Genomic DNA, 14,121 nt, shown 5'->3' with positions numbered 1-14,121 from the left:
CCAGGTTGTCTATAGTTAGCGGGTACGTCAATAGAAAGGGAGAATATAATGTCTTTTCATTCTTATGAATCACGTATCGATGATGATCTGGAATTATTAAGTGAAACGCTGGAAGAGGTGCTGCGTTCTTCTGGCGACCCAGCAGATCAAAAATACCTTGAGTTAAAAGCGCGGGCAGAGCGGGCGTTAGAAGAGGTGAGAAATCGCGTCAGCCATGCTTCTGACAGCTACTATTACCGTGCGAAAAAAGCCGTTTGTCGGGCGGATGACTATGTGCACGAAAAACCCTGGCGAGGAATCGGCGTTGGCGCCACGGTCGGTTTAGTGATGGGATTATTGTTAGCGCGGCGATAAATTCCGTTCTGTCATCGCATTTGTACGTACTCCCTAACTGGGGGTACTGCTTTTTCTGCTCAGTACCCCGTATAATGAGAGGTTTTTAACAGGGAGAGGTCCGCGTGCATTCAATCACTACTGCGCTGGAAAGTCTGATGCGTCATTTATCGCAAGAGATGCCAGCAGCACCTGGAATTCGTATTTACGATATACCTTTCCCACTGAATGATGCGTTTGACGCTTTAGGATGGCTGGCCAGTCAACCCGTCTGGCCCCAGTTTTACTGGCAGCAGCGTAACGGCGATGAAGAAGCCGCCGTATTAGGGACCGTCGCCGCATTTTCCTCGCTGGAATCAGCCCAGCAATTTTTACATCAGCATGATAATCATCCCGACCTGCGCATCTGGGGCCTAAATGCCTTTGAGCCTCAGAGTGGCAATTTACTGCTGCCGCGGCTGGAGTGGCGACGTTGCGCCGGAGTGGCGAGCTTACGCTTACATCTCTATAGCGACGTGTCGCTACGTGAAGACGCTGCACAAGCGATCGCCTTCATCTCATCGCTTGCTCCCGTAAAACCGCTCCCTGCGTTGCGTTTGAGTTTGACGGGAGAACAGCACTGGCCGGAGAAAGCTGGCTGGATAGACCTGATAAAACTCGCCACTCAAACGATCGCAGGAGAAGACCTCGATAAGGTCGTGCTGGCGCGGGCGACCGATTTACAATTTTCTCAGTCAGTTAATGCCGCTGCCGTGATGGCTTCCAGCCGTCGCTTAAATCTGAACTGCTACCATTTCTTTATGGCATTCTCCGCCGACACCGCTTTTCTTGGCTCTTCTCCTGAACGTCTGTATCGACGACGTGATACGGCGCTGCGCACCGAGGCGCTGGCCGGAACCGTGGCCAATCACCCTGAGGATCATCGGGCCTGGCAATTGGGCGACTGGCTAATGAAAGATGATAAAAACCAGCGCGAGAATATGCTGGTGGTCGAAGATATTTGCCAGCGTCTGCAAGGCTGTACGCAAACTCTCGATGTGCTGCCACCGCAGGTGCTCAGGCTGCGTAAAGTGCAGCACCTGCGCCGTTGCATCTGGACGGAACTGAATCAGGCCGACGATATGCTTTGCCTGATGCAGCTTCAGCCCACGGCGGCAGTCGCCGGTATTCCGCGTGAGCTGGCGCGTGAATTCATCCAGCAAAATGAACCCTTTGAACGCGAGTGGTATGCCGGTTCAGCGGGTTATCTTTCTTTGCGCCAAAGCGAGTTTTGCGTGTCATTGCGTTCGGCGAAAATTAGTGCAAACGTGGTACGCCTGTATGCCGGGGCAGGGATTGTACGTGGCTCAGATCCTGAGCAGGAATGGCAAGAAATAGACAATAAAGCGGCAGGGTTACGTACTTTATTACAGATGGAAGGATAGTGATTTCGTGTATATTTCCGATTCATATCAAAAATCCATTTATTCGATTCTCTATACTGTGTCGCAATATTGATACCGGACAATCTCATGTCAGTAAGCGCATTTAACCGACGCTGGGCGGCGGTCATTCTGGAAGCACTCACTCGCCACGGCGTCAGGCATGTCTGCATTGCCCCTGGCTCTCGTTCTACACCATTGACGCTGGCGGCAGCGGAAAACCCCGCATTCATCCACCACACCCATTTTGACGAGCGCGGTCTTGGGCATCTGGCTTTAGGTCTGGCAAAAGTCAGCCGTCAGCCTGTCGCCGTGATTGTGACGTCCGGTACCGCGGTGGCGAATTTATATCCCGCGTTGATTGAAGCGGGGCTGACCGGTGAAAAACTGATTTTACTTACCGCTGACAGACCGCCAGAGCTTATCGACTGTGGCGCGAACCAGGCGATTCGTCAGGCCGGAATGTTTGCCTCGCATCCATCGCAAACGCTCTCTTTACCGCGTCCTACTCAGGACATTCCGGCAAGCTGGCTGGTGTCCACGATTGATAATGCGTTAGCTGCCCTGCATAGCGGGGCGGTTCATATCAATTGCCCGTTTGCGGAACCGCTGTATGGCGATATGGACGAAACGGGGATTGCCTGGCAGCAGCGCCTCGGCGACTGGTGGCAGGACGATAAACCCTGGCTGCGAGAAGCGCGTCGGCTGGAAAGCGACAAACAACGCGACTGGTTTTTCTGGCGACAAAAACGCGGCGTAGTCATTGCGGGCCGCATGAGCGCGGAAGAAGGTAAGAAGGTTGCGCAGTGGGCGCAGACGTTAGGCTGGCCGCTGATTGGCGATGTTCTGTCGCAAACCGGACAACCGCTGCCGTGCGCCGACCTGTGGCTGGGAAATGCGAAAGCTGTAGCTGAATTGCAGCAGGCGCAGATTGTGGTGCAGCTTGGTAGCAGCCTGACTGGAAAACGTCTGCTGCAATGGCAGGCCAGCTGCGATCCGCAGGAATACTGGATTGTCGATAATATCGAAGGCCGCCTCGATCCGGCCCATCATCGCGGCCGCAGGTTGGTGGCGAAAGTTGGCGACTGGCTGGAGCTGCATCCGGCGGAGAAACGTCAGCCCTGGTGTATTGAGATCCCTCATCTGGCGCAACAGGCCTGGCAGGCGGTAGAAGCCCGTCGTGAGGCGTTTGGTGAAGCGCAATTAGCCCACCGTATCCGCGAATACTTGCCGGAGCAGGGGCAGCTGTTCGTGGGTAACAGTCTGGTGGTACGCCTGATTGATGCGCTGTCGCAGCTTCCGGCTGGTTACCCGGTCTATAGCAACCGTGGCGCGAGCGGAATTGACGGCCTGCTGTCAACGGCAGCTGGTGTACAGCGTGCCAGCGCGAAATCGACGCTGGCGATTGTTGGCGATTTATCTGCGTTGTATGACCTGAATGCGCTGGCGTTATTGCGCCAGGTTTCTGCACCGTTTGTCCTGATAGTGGTCAACAATAACGGCGGGCAGATTTTTTCCCTGCTGCCGACACCAGCCAGCGAACGCGAACGGTTCTATCTGATGCCGCAGAACGTACATTTCGAGCATGCTGCCGCCATGTTTAACCTTAAATACCAGCGCCCGGAAAACTGGGAGCAGTTGGAGAGCGCGTTGACTAACGCGTGGCGTACACCTGCGGCCACGGTGATTGAGCTGGTGGTGAACGAAACTGACGGGGCGCAAACCTTGCAGCAACTGCTGGCGCAGGTAAGTCACCTATGATCCTGCATGCGCAGGCGAAAGAGGGCCAAACGGGATTTCCCTGGCTGGTTTTCCTGCACGGTTTCTCTGGCGATTGCCAGGAATGGCAGACGGTCGGCGAAGCGTTTCAGGATTATTCGCGGCTATACATCGACCTGCCGGGACACGGTGGCTCCGCTGACATCAGCGTGAGCGGGTTCGATGATGTCAGCGTTTTGCTGCGTAATACTCTACTTAGTTACAACATACTTAACTACTGGCTGGTGGGATACTCTCTTGGCGGCAGAGTCGCGATGATGGCGGCCTGTCAGGAGATGCCTGGGCTTTGTGGTCTGGTGGTTGAAGGCGGACATCCCGGCTTGCAAAGCGAGGAGGCGCTCGTTCAGCGTCGTCTCTCGGATGGCCGCTGGGCTGCACGTTTTCGCGCAGAGCCGCTACGTGAGGTGTTTAATGACTGGTATCAACAGCCCGTTTTTTCCTCGCTGAACGCGGCACAAAGAGAGGCGCTGGTCGCTCTGCGTAGCCAGAATAATGGGCAAACGCTGGCGGCAATGCTGGAGGCCACCTCGCTTGCCGTACAGCCTGATTTACGTGCGCAACTCACGACGCGCACATTTCCGTTTTATTATTTATGTGGTGAACGTGACGAAAAATTCCGCGCCCTGGCGGCGGAAATATCAGTACCAAACCATGTGATTCGTAATGCCGGACACAACGCGCATCGGGACAACCCCGCGGGCGTAGTGGATTGTCTGGCTCAGATTCTGCGTCGCTGACTATAGGACATTTTATGATCTATCCTGATGAAACAATGCTTTACGCACCGGTAGAATGGCACGATTGCTCTGAAGGCTATACCGACATTCTTTACGAGAAATCCACCGACGGTATTGCAAAAATCACCATTAATCGTCCACAGGTACGCAATGCCTTCCGTCCGGTCACCGTGAAAGAGATGATCCAGGCGCTGGCGGATGCCCGCTATGATGACAACATCGGCGTAATTATTCTGACCGGTGCTGGCGACAAAGCGTTCTGCGCAGGCGGCGATCAGAAAGTGCGTGGTGACTACGGCGGATACCAGGATGACTCCGGTGTGCATCACCTGAACGTACTGGACTTCCAGCGCCAGATTCGTACCTGTCCGAAACCGGTAGTAGCGATGGTTGCAGGTTTCTCCATTGGTGGTGGCCATGTGCTGCACATGATGTGTGACCTGACCATTGCGGCTGAAAACGCCATCTTTGGTCAGACCGGCCCGAAAGTCGGTTCTTTCGACGGCGGTTGGGGCGCTTCCTACATGGCGCGCATCGTCGGTCAGAAAAAAGCGCGTGAAATCTGGTTCCTGTGCCGTCAGTACGATGCAAAACAGGCGCTGGATATGGGTCTGGTCAACACCGTGGTTCCGCTGGCGGATCTGGAAAAAGAGACCGTACGCTGGTGCCGTGAAATGCTGCAAAACAGCCCAATGGCGCTGCGCTGCCTGAAAGCCGCACTGAACGCCGACTGTGATGGTCAGGCTGGTCTGCAGGAGCTGGCAGGTAACGCCACTATGCTGTTCTACATGACGGAAGAAGGTCAGGAAGGCCGTAACGCCTTTAACCAAAAACGTCAGCCTGATTTCAGCAAATTCAAACGGAATCCGTAATGCGTAGCGCGCAGGTATACCGCTGGCAGATCCCCATGGACGCGGGGGTGATTCTGCGCGACAGGCGGTTAAAAACGCGTGACGGGCTGTACGTTTGTCTTTGTGACGGCGAGCGCGAAGGGTGGGGAGAAATTTCCCCACTGCCGGGCTTCAGTCAGGAAAGCTGGGAAGAGGCACAAACCGAGCTGCTGGCCTGGGTGAAAGGCTGGTTGCAAGGGGATGACTCCTTACCGCAACTGCCTTCGGTCGCCTTTGGCATAAGCTGTGCGCTTGCCGAACTGACTGGCGTATTGCCACAGGACGCGGACTATCGTGCTGCGCCGCTGTGCACGGGCGATCCTGACGATCTGGTGCTACAACTGGCGGATATGCCGGGCGAAAAAGTGGCGAAGATCAAGGTCGGTCTGTATGAAGCGGTCCGCGACGGCATGGTAGCCAATCTGCTGCTTGAGGCGATCCCGGAGCTGCATTTGCGACTTGACGCCAACCGGGCATGGACGCCGTTGAAAGCACAGCAGTTCGCGAAATACGTTAATCCGGAATATCGTGGACGCATTGCCTTCCTCGAAGAACCGTGCAAAACCCGCGATGATTCTCGTGCCTTCGCGCGTGAAACCGGCATTGCCATCGCCTGGGATGAAAGTCTGCGTGAAGCGGATTTCACCTTCGAAGCCGAAGAAGGCGTCAGGGCCGTGGTTATCAAACCTACGCTGACCGGCAGTCTCGATAAAGTCCGTGAACAGGTGGCTGCGGCGCATGCGCTCGGTCTTACTGCCGTTATCAGTTCGTCAATCGAGTCGAGTCTGGGCTTAACCCAGCTGGCGAGAATTGCCGCCTGGTTAACGCCGCAGACCATTCCGGGTCTGGATACCCTGAGTCTGATGCAGTGCCAGCAGGTACGCACCTGGCCGGGTAGCACGTTGCCGTGTATCGACGTTGATGCGCTGGAACGTGTGCTATGACCCAGCAGGAAATGCCCGATAGCGTGAGCTTATCGGGCCTGGTGCAGTTCAGTGACTGGCCGTGGCGTCACTGGCAACAGGTTCGTGCGAAGGCGCTAGCCTTACGCCTCAACGATGAGGTATTAAGCTGGAGCGATCTTTGCACACGTGTAGATCATCTGGCCTGCGGTTTTGCCGCCCAGGGCGTGGAAGAGGGCGATGGTGTTCTGCTTCGCGCCTGGAATCATCCTCGCGCTTTGCTGGCCTGGCTCGCGCTGCTGCAATGTGGGGCGCGGGTTTTACCTGTGAACCCACAGTTGCCTCAGCCGCTGCTTGATGCGCTGATCCCGGACTTAACGCTACGTTTTGCGCTGGATCTGGAGGCCGCTATCGCACTTCCGGAACTCAGCCCGTTGCAGATGCGGTCGTTACCAGGCGATCGCGCCGCGGCGTGGTTGCCTGAACGTTTGAGCACGATGACGTTAACTTCAGGTTCTACCGGATTGCCAAAAGCGGCTGTTCATACCTGTCAGGCGCATCTGGCAAGCGCGCAGGGCGTCCTGTCATTAATGCCGTTTGGTGCTGAGGATGACTGGCTGCTCTCGCTGCCGCTGTTTCATGTTTCCGGCCAGGGTATTTTGTGGCGCTGGTTGTTCGCCGGAGCGCGAATGACCGTGCGCGACAAGCAGCCGCTGGAGCAAATGCTGGCTGGATGTACCCACGCTTCACTGGTGCCCACGCAGCTGTGGCGCTTGCTGGTCAACAACACGCCGGTCACGCTCAAAGCGGTACTGCTGGGCGGCGCGGCTATTCCTGTTGAGTTGACGGAGCAGGCGCACGAGCAGGGGATTCGCTGTTGGTGCGGTTACGGATTAACGGAATTCGCTTCTACGGTCTGTGCGAAAGAGGCGGATGGTCTGGCAGATGTGGGTTCCCCTCTGGTAGGCAGAGAAGTCAGAATCGTTGATGATGAAGTCTGGTTACGGGCTGCCAGCATGGCGCAAGGTTACTGGCGTAACGGACAGCTTATTCCTTTAGTGAACGCGGAAGGCTGGTTTGCAACCCGCGATCGTGGGGTGTTAAAGGACGGCAAGTTAACCATTATCGGTCGTATGGACAATCTGTTTTTTAGCGGCGGGGAAGGTATACAGCCGGAAGAAGTGGAACGCGTGATTGCAGCGCATCCGCATGTTCTGCAGGCCTTTATTATACCAATTGAAGACAAAGAGTTTGGCCATCGCCCGGTGGCGGTCATTGAGTATGACGCTAATGCTGGAGAAACTAATCTGGCTGAGTGGGTAAACGATAAGCTGGCCCGCTTTCAACAACCGGTATGTTGGCTGACATTGCCGCCCGAGCTCAAAGCAGGAGGAATTAAAATTTCGCGCCGTGCGTTGTCGGATTGGGTAAGCGCTTCATCGTTAACATTAAGAAAACATTAATTACATTTCTCATTTCTGTGATTCCGCAGCTATTGTCCTTTTGTTTATGAGCTAATGTGTAACCTATTGTGAAATTTATTAACAATAGGTGCGCTATGGAATGGCATGTGAAGAAGACCTGCTGTCACAAAAAAGCAGGGAGGCTCTATATCGTACTTTGCGATAGCGGTGGTTCGCTCAAGATGCTTGCCCAGGCGCAATCATCTGAGCGGATTAAGCCCGGCGATCTCCTTTCACCGCTGAAGGATGCACAGTATTGTATTAACCGCGATAAATCCCGTGTCATTAAGGTAATTGATGCCAGACAGTACATCTGTGATGAATGGGAACGTCTGTTACGACTGTCTGAAGATAAGTAATCTCAGGGCTGGTGTTTGCGTGAAGGCAGAAAAATCGTCATTAGCCCTGCCATGATGCACAGTACCCCTGCCAGCGCTTTCACTGAAAATGTTCCCTGCCAGCCGGGCAGGATCATTGAGGCAACCCACACCAGCACATAGCTCAGGCTGAGTAGGGCATAGGCTTTGCTCAGCGCGAGTTGGTGTAGGGCTTTATGCCAACAAATCACTGACAGTAAATACCCTGTCAATCCGGCATATAAAGCAAACGCTCCGATACTGACAGAGAATACGGCAGAGATGAACGCCAGCGGCTGCAGCATTGGCGGCAGATTATCCATCGCAAAGCCAAGGCTCAACTGGGCAGCAGAGGTGATAATAACGCTACATAATCCCCAAAATATGCCCATTACACTGCGCTCCCAAGAATAAATATGCCGGTAATGATTAGCCCAACGCCCAGCCAGTGGCGTGTGGTGACGGGTTCGCGCCAGATTTTCCATGCGGCGAGAGTAACCCAGACAAAGTTAAGGCTCAGCATGGGATAGGCAATACCGACAGGAATGTTTTGTAAAACCGCCAGCCATAGCAGCATGGCCAGACCGAGGCTTGCCAGAGCAAGCCCAATCCATTGCGTAATGTAGCGTTTTCGCGCACGAACAGACACCGGTCGGGTCGCCTGCTTCTGGCATAGCTGGCCGCAGACGCTGAGCAGGCTGGCGAGGACTAAGGCTATCCAGATCATTTGGGCCGATACTGAATCAGGACCAGACGCCCCTGATTATCAATGTAGTCAGCGGGAGGGATGGCAAGCTGATTAATATCTTCATCCTTACCGACAGAGAGCACGAGCGTAATGTTTCCTTGTTGACGATGTTGTGCTAACCAGTCGGCAAAGCCTTCCCGGCTGACGAAGCGGCCTTGAGCATCTGGGTAGCTGAGGCCGTATTTTAACTCGCCCGTTTGTCCGTACATCATGATGTCGTCGCGCTTCAGGCTCCAGGCCAGTCCCGCAGCGACGCCAACGCTGTCGGTGAGAATATAACGGCTCGGCTCTAGCGATTCTTTGGTCATCTCGACAAAAAACTGCGGCTGTTTAGATTCCATCACCCGGTCAGGAATGGAGAAGCCAAATAACAGCGCCAGCCCTAATGGGCATAGTGCTGCGAATTTCCAGTTCTTCTCGCGGTTATTTAGCGTATACCAGCCAAAAATCGTCCAGATGATAAAGATGCCCCAGGCACAAAAAACCTTATACGTTTCGATATGCGACCAGACCGGCGTCTTCAATGGTCCCAGCGTGGAAACAATAAACGTAGCGACGATGCCGACGACACCAAATAGCACGTTGATCCAGCCATTGATGCGCAGGGATGCTGAGTCTTTTTCCGCAGCCTGCAGGCCGAAGCGCGCCGTTAATATCGCCAGCGGCGCGAAGCAGGAAAGAATATAGGTCGGCAGTTTTCCTTTCGCGATGCTGAAAAACAGAATTGGCATAATAATCCAGCTTAACAGGTACAGAGCACTGCGCGGAACATCCCGCTCACGCCAGCCCGTACGCAGCGCGCCGGGAAGCAGACCGAGCCACGGTAATGTGCCTGCCACAAATATCGGGATGTAGTACCAGATAGGAGCCTTATGCTGGGCATCATCCTGCGCAAAGCGCTGAATATGTTCAACCCAGAAGAAGTAATGCCAGAAATCCGGCTCGCGTTGTGCAATCGCTATACCCCACGGTAGTACGATCGCGATGCAGCCGATCACCGCCAGCAGACCGTAGAGAATGAGGTCTTTCCAACGCTTTTGTGCAAAAACCCATGGTAATACGCTAAGCACAGGGACGGCGAGTGCCAGAAAACCTTTGGTCATTACACCCATACCGCAGGTTAGCCCAAGCAACAAAAAAGCGATGATTTTGCGTGTTCTGGTGGTGGCCTGCATGCCTTCCCAAAAACAGCACATGCCCGACATCAGCCAAAGCGCTATGATGGGATCAAGTACCGCGTAGGTGCCGATACTGTAAACCGAAAAAAACGTTAAAAAGATAGCGGAGGAGAGTACGGCGGTACGCTTATCATGCCACAGTCGCATGGCATGCCAGGCTACCAGTAATGCGGTCAACAAAGTGGCAAAAATAGCCCCCGCTCTGACACCAAAATTGTTTGCGCCAAACAGCCATTGTCCGATGCTGTTCAACCAGTATCCGGCAATTGGTTTTTCAAAATAACGCAGCCCTAAAAAGTGTGGAACGATCCAGTCACCAGAGTTGAGCATTTCCCGGCTGATTTCAGCATAGCGCGTTTCATCAGGCTGCCAGAGCATACGGCTGTTGATAGGTAAAATAAAATACAGTGCGATTAAAGCGATAAATGCCAGAGTGTAGCGGGCAGCAGGTTTCATGGTGTCACACTCACCGGTTGTTGGCAGCCGAGCCATCCCTCTCTGCCGGGTATTTTTCCACGTACTATCTGTCCTAACGGCAGCGTACTGATGTCGTCAGGTAACAGCTCGCCAAGCGGGCAGAATGTCATCCCCATGTCCGCGGCGCGAGTAAGCAGCTCGTCAAAGTTCTGATGAAAGGCGATGCCTTCAACTTCCGCATGAATGGTGTACACCGGTGTTCCTCTGCTCATCTGGATGTGGGAGAGAATATAGGAGTTGAAGTCCACCGCCTGGACCTCCTGACCAACCACTTCATCCCATGTTGGTAGGGTGACGGGAATTTGTGGCGTCCCCGTTTTCCCGGATTCCAGCACCGGACGAAATAACGACGTTCCCCGACAGTCACTGTTATAGCGCAGATGGAATGCTTCTTTGGCATGGACGACACGGTTGTCGGCACGCCATCCGGCAACGGCAGAGCAGGTGACTGGCTGACCGATGATGGCTTCAAGTGTGGTGATACCTTGTGAAATATCATCAATCAGCTGTTTGTCATTCCAGTTTCCGCTTCGCGCCTGCCAGGCGTGATGATCCCAGGCATGCAAACCGGTTTCATGAATCTGGGCGGTTTGTGCAATGATTGCTGCGTTGGCCTGGCCGATCTCTTTTCCCGGCCATGCGGTTCCCGCCAATAAAATATCCCATCCGTAGAGCGATGCTGCGTTTGAACGCAGCATTTTCCACAGAAATTGCGGCTTCACAAGACGCCAGAGATGGCGTCCCATGTTGTCAGGCCCAACGCTAAAGAAAAAACTTGCCCGAACGTTATGTCGGTTTAATGTCTCCAGCAGGCGGGGCACGCCTTCGCGCGTCCCCCTGAATGTATCGACATCAATGCGCAAGCCTACTTTGGTCATGATGTGTGTTCCGTGATATCCACACTGCGTAAGAAGAAGTCCAGCGTCTCTTCTACCGTTTCCTGCATCTCAATGGTCGGTTCCCAGTTCAGGCAGCGTTTTGCATTGCGAATGTTAGGCTTACGATGCTCAACGTCTTGATAACCTTTACCGTAGTAGCTGCTGCTTTCGACGTCACGGAAACCGGCAAACGGCGGGAAGTGGTTACGCAACGGATGTTTTTCAAAGCAGGAAAGCAGCATTTCTGCCAGTTCCTGAATACTTGCTTCGTTCTGCGGATTACCGATGTTGATAATCTCACCGTCACAGCGGCCGCCTTCGTTTTCAATGATGCGGTACAGGGCTTCGATACCATCGCGAATGTCGGTAAAGCAGCGTTTTTGCTTACCGCCTTCAATCAGCTTGATCGGTGAACCTTCCACGAGGTTGAGGATCAGCTGTGTAATGGCGCGTGAGCTGCCGATACGCGCGGCGTTAAGGCTGTCCAGACGCGGTCCCATCCAGTTAAACGGGCGGAACAGGGTGAAGCGCAATCCCTCTTTTTCGCCGTATGCCCAGATAACACGGTCCAGCAACTGCTTGGATACGGAGTAGATCCAGCGTGGTTTATTGACCGGACCGACGATCAGATTCGAACTGTCTTCATCAAAGACTTTGTCGGTACACATGCCGTAGACTTCGGAGGTTGACGGGAAAATGATGCGCTTGCGGTATTTCACGCAGTAACGAATGATTTTCAGGTTCTCTTCAAAATCGAGCTCAAATACGCGCAGCGGGTTGCGGGTATATTCGATAGGCGTTGCGATCGCCACCAGAGGCAGCACAACGTCGCATTTTTTCACATGATATTCAATCCATTCGGAGTGAATGCTGATATCACCTTCGACAAAATGGAATCGCGGATGTTGCAGGAAACGCCCAATGGCGTCGCTGCCAATATCGAGTCCATACACTTCGTAATTATCTTCTTGCAGCAGGCGCTCGGTCAGATGGTTACCAATGAAGCCGTTAACGCCGAGGATCAGTACGCGAGTACGGCGTTTGCTGGTGGTCACTGACTGGCTGTTCAGGCGAGAACCTGGCACCAGACCCAGAACTTGCGCCAGTTGTGAACCCTGCATTGCAATACCATCGCCAGCTTGTCCGGTAATAATCTCCAGTGCGCCATCGGCACAGGCGATAAGTAAAGGAGACACGGAGATGACGGTACCCGGCTGGGCCGCAATGTCGTTTGTGCAAACGCGCGATGACCAGACGGTGAACTTTTGCGTGCCGACATAGCTAAATGCACCCGGCCATGGATCGCTGACGGCACGGACCTGGTTATGTAATTCCGCAGTAGGCTTGTTCCAGTCGAGGAAGCTATCTTCCGGTGTGCGGCGACCAAAACAGGTCGCCTCTGCTTCCTGTTGGGGGAGTTCTGCATAATCTCCCGTTTTAATCGCGGGCAGCGCCTCTTCCAGCAGGTGACGCGCAGCCTGGCACAGCTTATGGTGCAGCGTTAACGCCACATCATCCGGTGAAATAGCGACACGCTGCTGGGCAACTATGGCACCAGCATCCGCGCGTTTAACCATGCGGTGAAGCGTGACGCCGGTTTCGGTTTCACCATTGACCAATACCCAGTTCAGCGGTGCGCGACCACGGTATTTCGGCAGCAGCGAGCCGTGCAGATTAAATGCACCCTTAGGGGCAAGACTGAGGATCTCATCACTCAGTAAATGGCGATAGTAGAACGAGAAGATAACATCGGGTGCCAGTTGGCTAATGCGCTCAATCCACAGGGGATGATTAACCTCGTCTGGGGCGTAAACCGGAATACCGGCGCTGGCCGCGAGGCGGGAAACAGATCCAAAAAACGCTTTTTCACCCGGGTTGTCGGTGTGCGTAAAAATGGCAGCGATTTCATAACCTGCATCCATCAAGGCCTGGACACCCTGACATCCCATATCGTGATAGGCAAATACGACGGCTTTCATGCGCGGTTTTCCTCGGTTGACTGCGTAGTTTGTGGGCGGATAACGTGTTGAACAAAATAGCGGGGGCGGGCGCGGACATCGTTATAGATGCGACCGATATATTCGCCGAGTAAACCCATGCCAATAAACTGTGCGCCGATAAAGGTAAACAGGACGGCAAACAGCATGAATACCCCTTCTGCTGCCCACTGTGGGCCGAGCGTCAGGCGCAGAACAACAAGCAGGACTGATAAGGTAAAGCCCGTGGCAGCGATCACGCTGCCCAGCAGGCTCAACATGCGAAGCGGTGTTGTGGTAAGGCAAGTCACCAGGTCATACATCAGGTTGATCAGACGCATGAAGCTGTATTTGGAGTCACCAAATTCACGCTCTGCATGATGTACCGGGATCTCCGTGGCGCGACGGGCAAAAATGTTGGCCAGAATAGGGATAAAGGTGCTGCGCTCCTGGCAATGCAGCATGGCATCGACGATGTGACGGCGATAGGCGCGTAGCATGCAGCCGTAGTCGCCCATTGCTTTACCGGTGGTTCGTTGGATCAGATGGTTGATCATTCGTGAGGCGGTCTTACGAAATACGCTATCCTGACGGTTCTGGCGTACCGTGCCTACCACATCGAAACCCTCATCTGCAGTGGCGACCAACCGTGGGATCTCCTCCGGCGGGTTTTGCAAATCAGCATCCAGCGTGATGATCAAGTCTCCGGTGACATGGCTGAAACCGGCCATAATCGCCGAGTGCTGTCCGTAATTACGATTCAGTAAAATAGAGACAATATGGCTGTTCGGTGCCTGAGAGGCGTCCATCATCAACTGAGCGGAACGGTCGCTGCTGCCGTCGTCGATTAGCAGAATTTCATAGTCTTTGCCCAATTTCTCGCAGGCCTCGCTGGTGCGTCTGATTAACTCTGGCAGGCTTTCCTGTTCATTAAAAACGGGAATAACAACCGAGACTTTTTTAATCGGTGTGGCTTCAAACAT

At 54.0% G+C, this 14,121-nt stretch carries 14 protein-coding genes; 8 read left to right on the top strand and 6 right to left on the bottom strand.

Features of this window, described 5'->3' with window-relative positions; all coding sequences use genetic code 11:
* The first annotated feature begins 48 nt into the window (after positions 1-48).
* From elaB to pmrD, 8 genes are all read left to right on the top strand, one after another.
* Positions 49-354 carry a stress response protein ElaB gene (gene elaB / locus BZK40_RS09890; RefSeq protein ID WP_003027683.1) on the top strand — a complete coding sequence of 102 codons (306 nt, stop codon included), beginning with the start codon at positions 49-51 and terminating at the stop codon, positions 352-354.
* A 104-nt stretch (positions 355-458) separates the two neighbouring features.
* On the top strand, positions 459-1,757 hold the full coding sequence (gene menF, locus BZK40_RS09885; RefSeq protein ID WP_008785341.1) for an isochorismate synthase MenF: 1,299 nt from the start codon (positions 459-461) through the stop codon (positions 1,755-1,757).
* A gap of 87 nt (positions 1,758-1,844) precedes the next feature.
* Positions 1,845-3,515, top strand: coding sequence for a 2-succinyl-5-enolpyruvyl-6-hydroxy-3-cyclohexene-1-carboxylic-acid synthase (gene menD / locus BZK40_RS09880; RefSeq protein WP_079934573.1), 1,671 nt, complete (start codon positions 1,845-1,847; stop codon positions 3,513-3,515).
* On the top strand, positions 3,512-4,270 hold the full coding sequence (gene menH, locus BZK40_RS09875; RefSeq protein WP_079934572.1) for a 2-succinyl-6-hydroxy-2,4-cyclohexadiene-1-carboxylate synthase: 759 nt from the start codon (positions 3,512-3,514) through the stop codon (positions 4,268-4,270). The genes menD and menH overlap by 4 nt, the downstream gene beginning before the upstream one ends.
* 14 nt (positions 4,271-4,284) lie before the next feature.
* On the top strand, positions 4,285-5,142 hold the full coding sequence (gene menB / locus BZK40_RS09870) for a 1,4-dihydroxy-2-naphthoyl-CoA synthase (protein WP_003027671.1): 858 nt from the start codon (positions 4,285-4,287) through the stop codon (positions 5,140-5,142).
* Positions 5,142-6,104, top strand: a complete 963-nt coding sequence (menC, locus tag BZK40_RS09865) for an o-succinylbenzoate synthase (protein ID WP_079934571.1) — start codon at positions 5,142-5,144, stop codon at positions 6,102-6,104. The genes menB and menC overlap by 1 nt, the downstream gene beginning before the upstream one ends.
* Positions 6,101-7,525 (top strand): o-succinylbenzoate--CoA ligase, encoded by a 1,425-nt coding sequence (gene menE, locus BZK40_RS09860; protein WP_060683505.1) that lies wholly within the window; start codon positions 6,101-6,103, stop codon positions 7,523-7,525. The genes menC and menE overlap by 4 nt, the downstream gene beginning before the upstream one ends.
* A 95-nt stretch (positions 7,526-7,620) precedes the next feature.
* Positions 7,621-7,884 (top strand): signal transduction protein PmrD, encoded by a 264-nt coding sequence (pmrD, locus tag BZK40_RS09855; RefSeq protein WP_079934570.1) that lies wholly within the window; start codon positions 7,621-7,623, stop codon positions 7,882-7,884.
* Between the two features lie 2 nt (positions 7,885-7,886).
* On the opposite strand, the gene arnF is transcribed toward pmrD, so the two are convergent.
* Genes arnF through arnC form a run of 6 tightly spaced genes read right to left on the bottom strand, consistent with a single transcriptional unit; the run spans position 7,887 to position 14,121 of the window.
* Entirely contained in the window at positions 7,887-8,273 is a 387-nt protein-coding gene (gene arnF / locus BZK40_RS09850; protein ID WP_048224714.1) for a 4-amino-4-deoxy-L-arabinose-phosphoundecaprenol flippase subunit ArnF, read from the bottom strand.
* Positions 8,273-8,608, bottom strand: a complete 336-nt coding sequence (gene arnE / locus BZK40_RS09845; protein WP_003834709.1) for a 4-amino-4-deoxy-L-arabinose-phosphoundecaprenol flippase subunit ArnE — start codon at positions 8,606-8,608, stop codon at positions 8,273-8,275. The genes arnF and arnE overlap by 1 nt, the downstream gene beginning before the upstream one ends.
* Positions 8,605-10,263 (bottom strand): lipid IV(A) 4-amino-4-deoxy-L-arabinosyltransferase, encoded by a 1,659-nt coding sequence (arnT, locus tag BZK40_RS09840; protein ID WP_079934569.1) that lies wholly within the window; start codon positions 10,261-10,263, stop codon positions 8,605-8,607. Before arnT ends, arnE begins: the two co-directional genes overlap by 4 nt.
* Positions 10,260-11,162 carry a 4-deoxy-4-formamido-L-arabinose-phosphoundecaprenol deformylase gene (arnD, locus tag BZK40_RS09835; RefSeq protein WP_079934568.1) on the bottom strand — a complete coding sequence of 301 codons (903 nt, stop codon included), beginning with the start codon at positions 11,160-11,162 and terminating at the stop codon, positions 10,260-10,262. The genes arnT and arnD overlap by 4 nt, the downstream gene beginning before the upstream one ends.
* Complete coding sequence (gene arnA, locus BZK40_RS09830) at positions 11,159-13,141, bottom strand: bifunctional UDP-4-amino-4-deoxy-L-arabinose formyltransferase/UDP-glucuronic acid oxidase ArnA (RefSeq protein WP_079934567.1); 1,983 nt, start codon at positions 13,139-13,141, stop codon at positions 11,159-11,161. Before arnA ends, arnD begins: the two co-directional genes overlap by 4 nt.
* Entirely contained in the window at positions 13,138-14,121 is a 984-nt protein-coding gene (arnC, locus tag BZK40_RS09825; protein ID WP_079934566.1) for an undecaprenyl-phosphate 4-deoxy-4-formamido-L-arabinose transferase, read from the bottom strand. Before arnC ends, arnA begins: the two co-directional genes overlap by 4 nt.

It is taken from the genome of Citrobacter portucalensis, from assembly GCF_002042885.1.
Taxonomy (GTDB): Bacteria; Pseudomonadota; Gammaproteobacteria; order Enterobacterales; family Enterobacteriaceae; genus Citrobacter; species Citrobacter portucalensis.
The sequence above is the reverse complement of the archived record's forward strand: the minus strand, read 5'-3'. Positions and strand labels throughout refer to the sequence as shown.

What these genes read in the sequence shown, in the direction of transcription:
- pmrD (WP_079934570.1), top strand. Translation starts at nt 7,621, where the DNA reads ATGGAATGGCATGTGAAGAAGACCTGCTGTCACAAAAAAGCAGGGAGG.
- menH (WP_079934572.1), top strand. Translation starts at nt 3,512, where the DNA reads ATGATCCTGCATGCGCAGGCGAAAGAGGGCCAAACGGGATTTCCCTGG.
- arnD (WP_079934568.1), bottom strand. Translation starts at nt 11,162, where the DNA reads ATGACCAAAGTAGGCTTGCGCATTGATGTCGATACATTCAGGGGGACG.
- menE (WP_060683505.1), top strand. Translation starts at nt 6,101, where the DNA reads ATGACCCAGCAGGAAATGCCCGATAGCGTGAGCTTATCGGGCCTGGTG.
- elaB (WP_003027683.1), top strand. Translation starts at nt 49, where the DNA reads ATGTCTTTTCATTCTTATGAATCACGTATCGATGATGATCTGGAATTA.
- menC (WP_079934571.1), top strand. Translation starts at nt 5,142, where the DNA reads ATGCGTAGCGCGCAGGTATACCGCTGGCAGATCCCCATGGACGCGGGG.
- arnA (WP_079934567.1), bottom strand. Translation starts at nt 13,141, where the DNA reads ATGAAAGCCGTCGTATTTGCCTATCACGATATGGGATGTCAGGGTGTC.
- menB (WP_003027671.1), top strand. Translation starts at nt 4,285, where the DNA reads ATGATCTATCCTGATGAAACAATGCTTTACGCACCGGTAGAATGGCAC.
- arnE (WP_003834709.1), bottom strand. Translation starts at nt 8,608, where the DNA reads ATGATCTGGATAGCCTTAGTCCTCGCCAGCCTGCTCAGCGTCTGCGGC.
- arnC (WP_079934566.1), bottom strand. Translation starts at nt 14,121, where the DNA reads ATGTTTGAAGCCACACCGATTAAAAAAGTCTCGGTTGTTATTCCCGTT.
- arnF (WP_048224714.1), bottom strand. Translation starts at nt 8,273, where the DNA reads ATGGGCATATTTTGGGGATTATGTAGCGTTATTATCACCTCTGCTGCC.
- menD (WP_079934573.1), top strand. Translation starts at nt 1,845, where the DNA reads ATGTCAGTAAGCGCATTTAACCGACGCTGGGCGGCGGTCATTCTGGAA.
- arnT (WP_079934569.1), bottom strand. Translation starts at nt 10,263, where the DNA reads ATGAAACCTGCTGCCCGCTACACTCTGGCATTTATCGCTTTAATCGCA.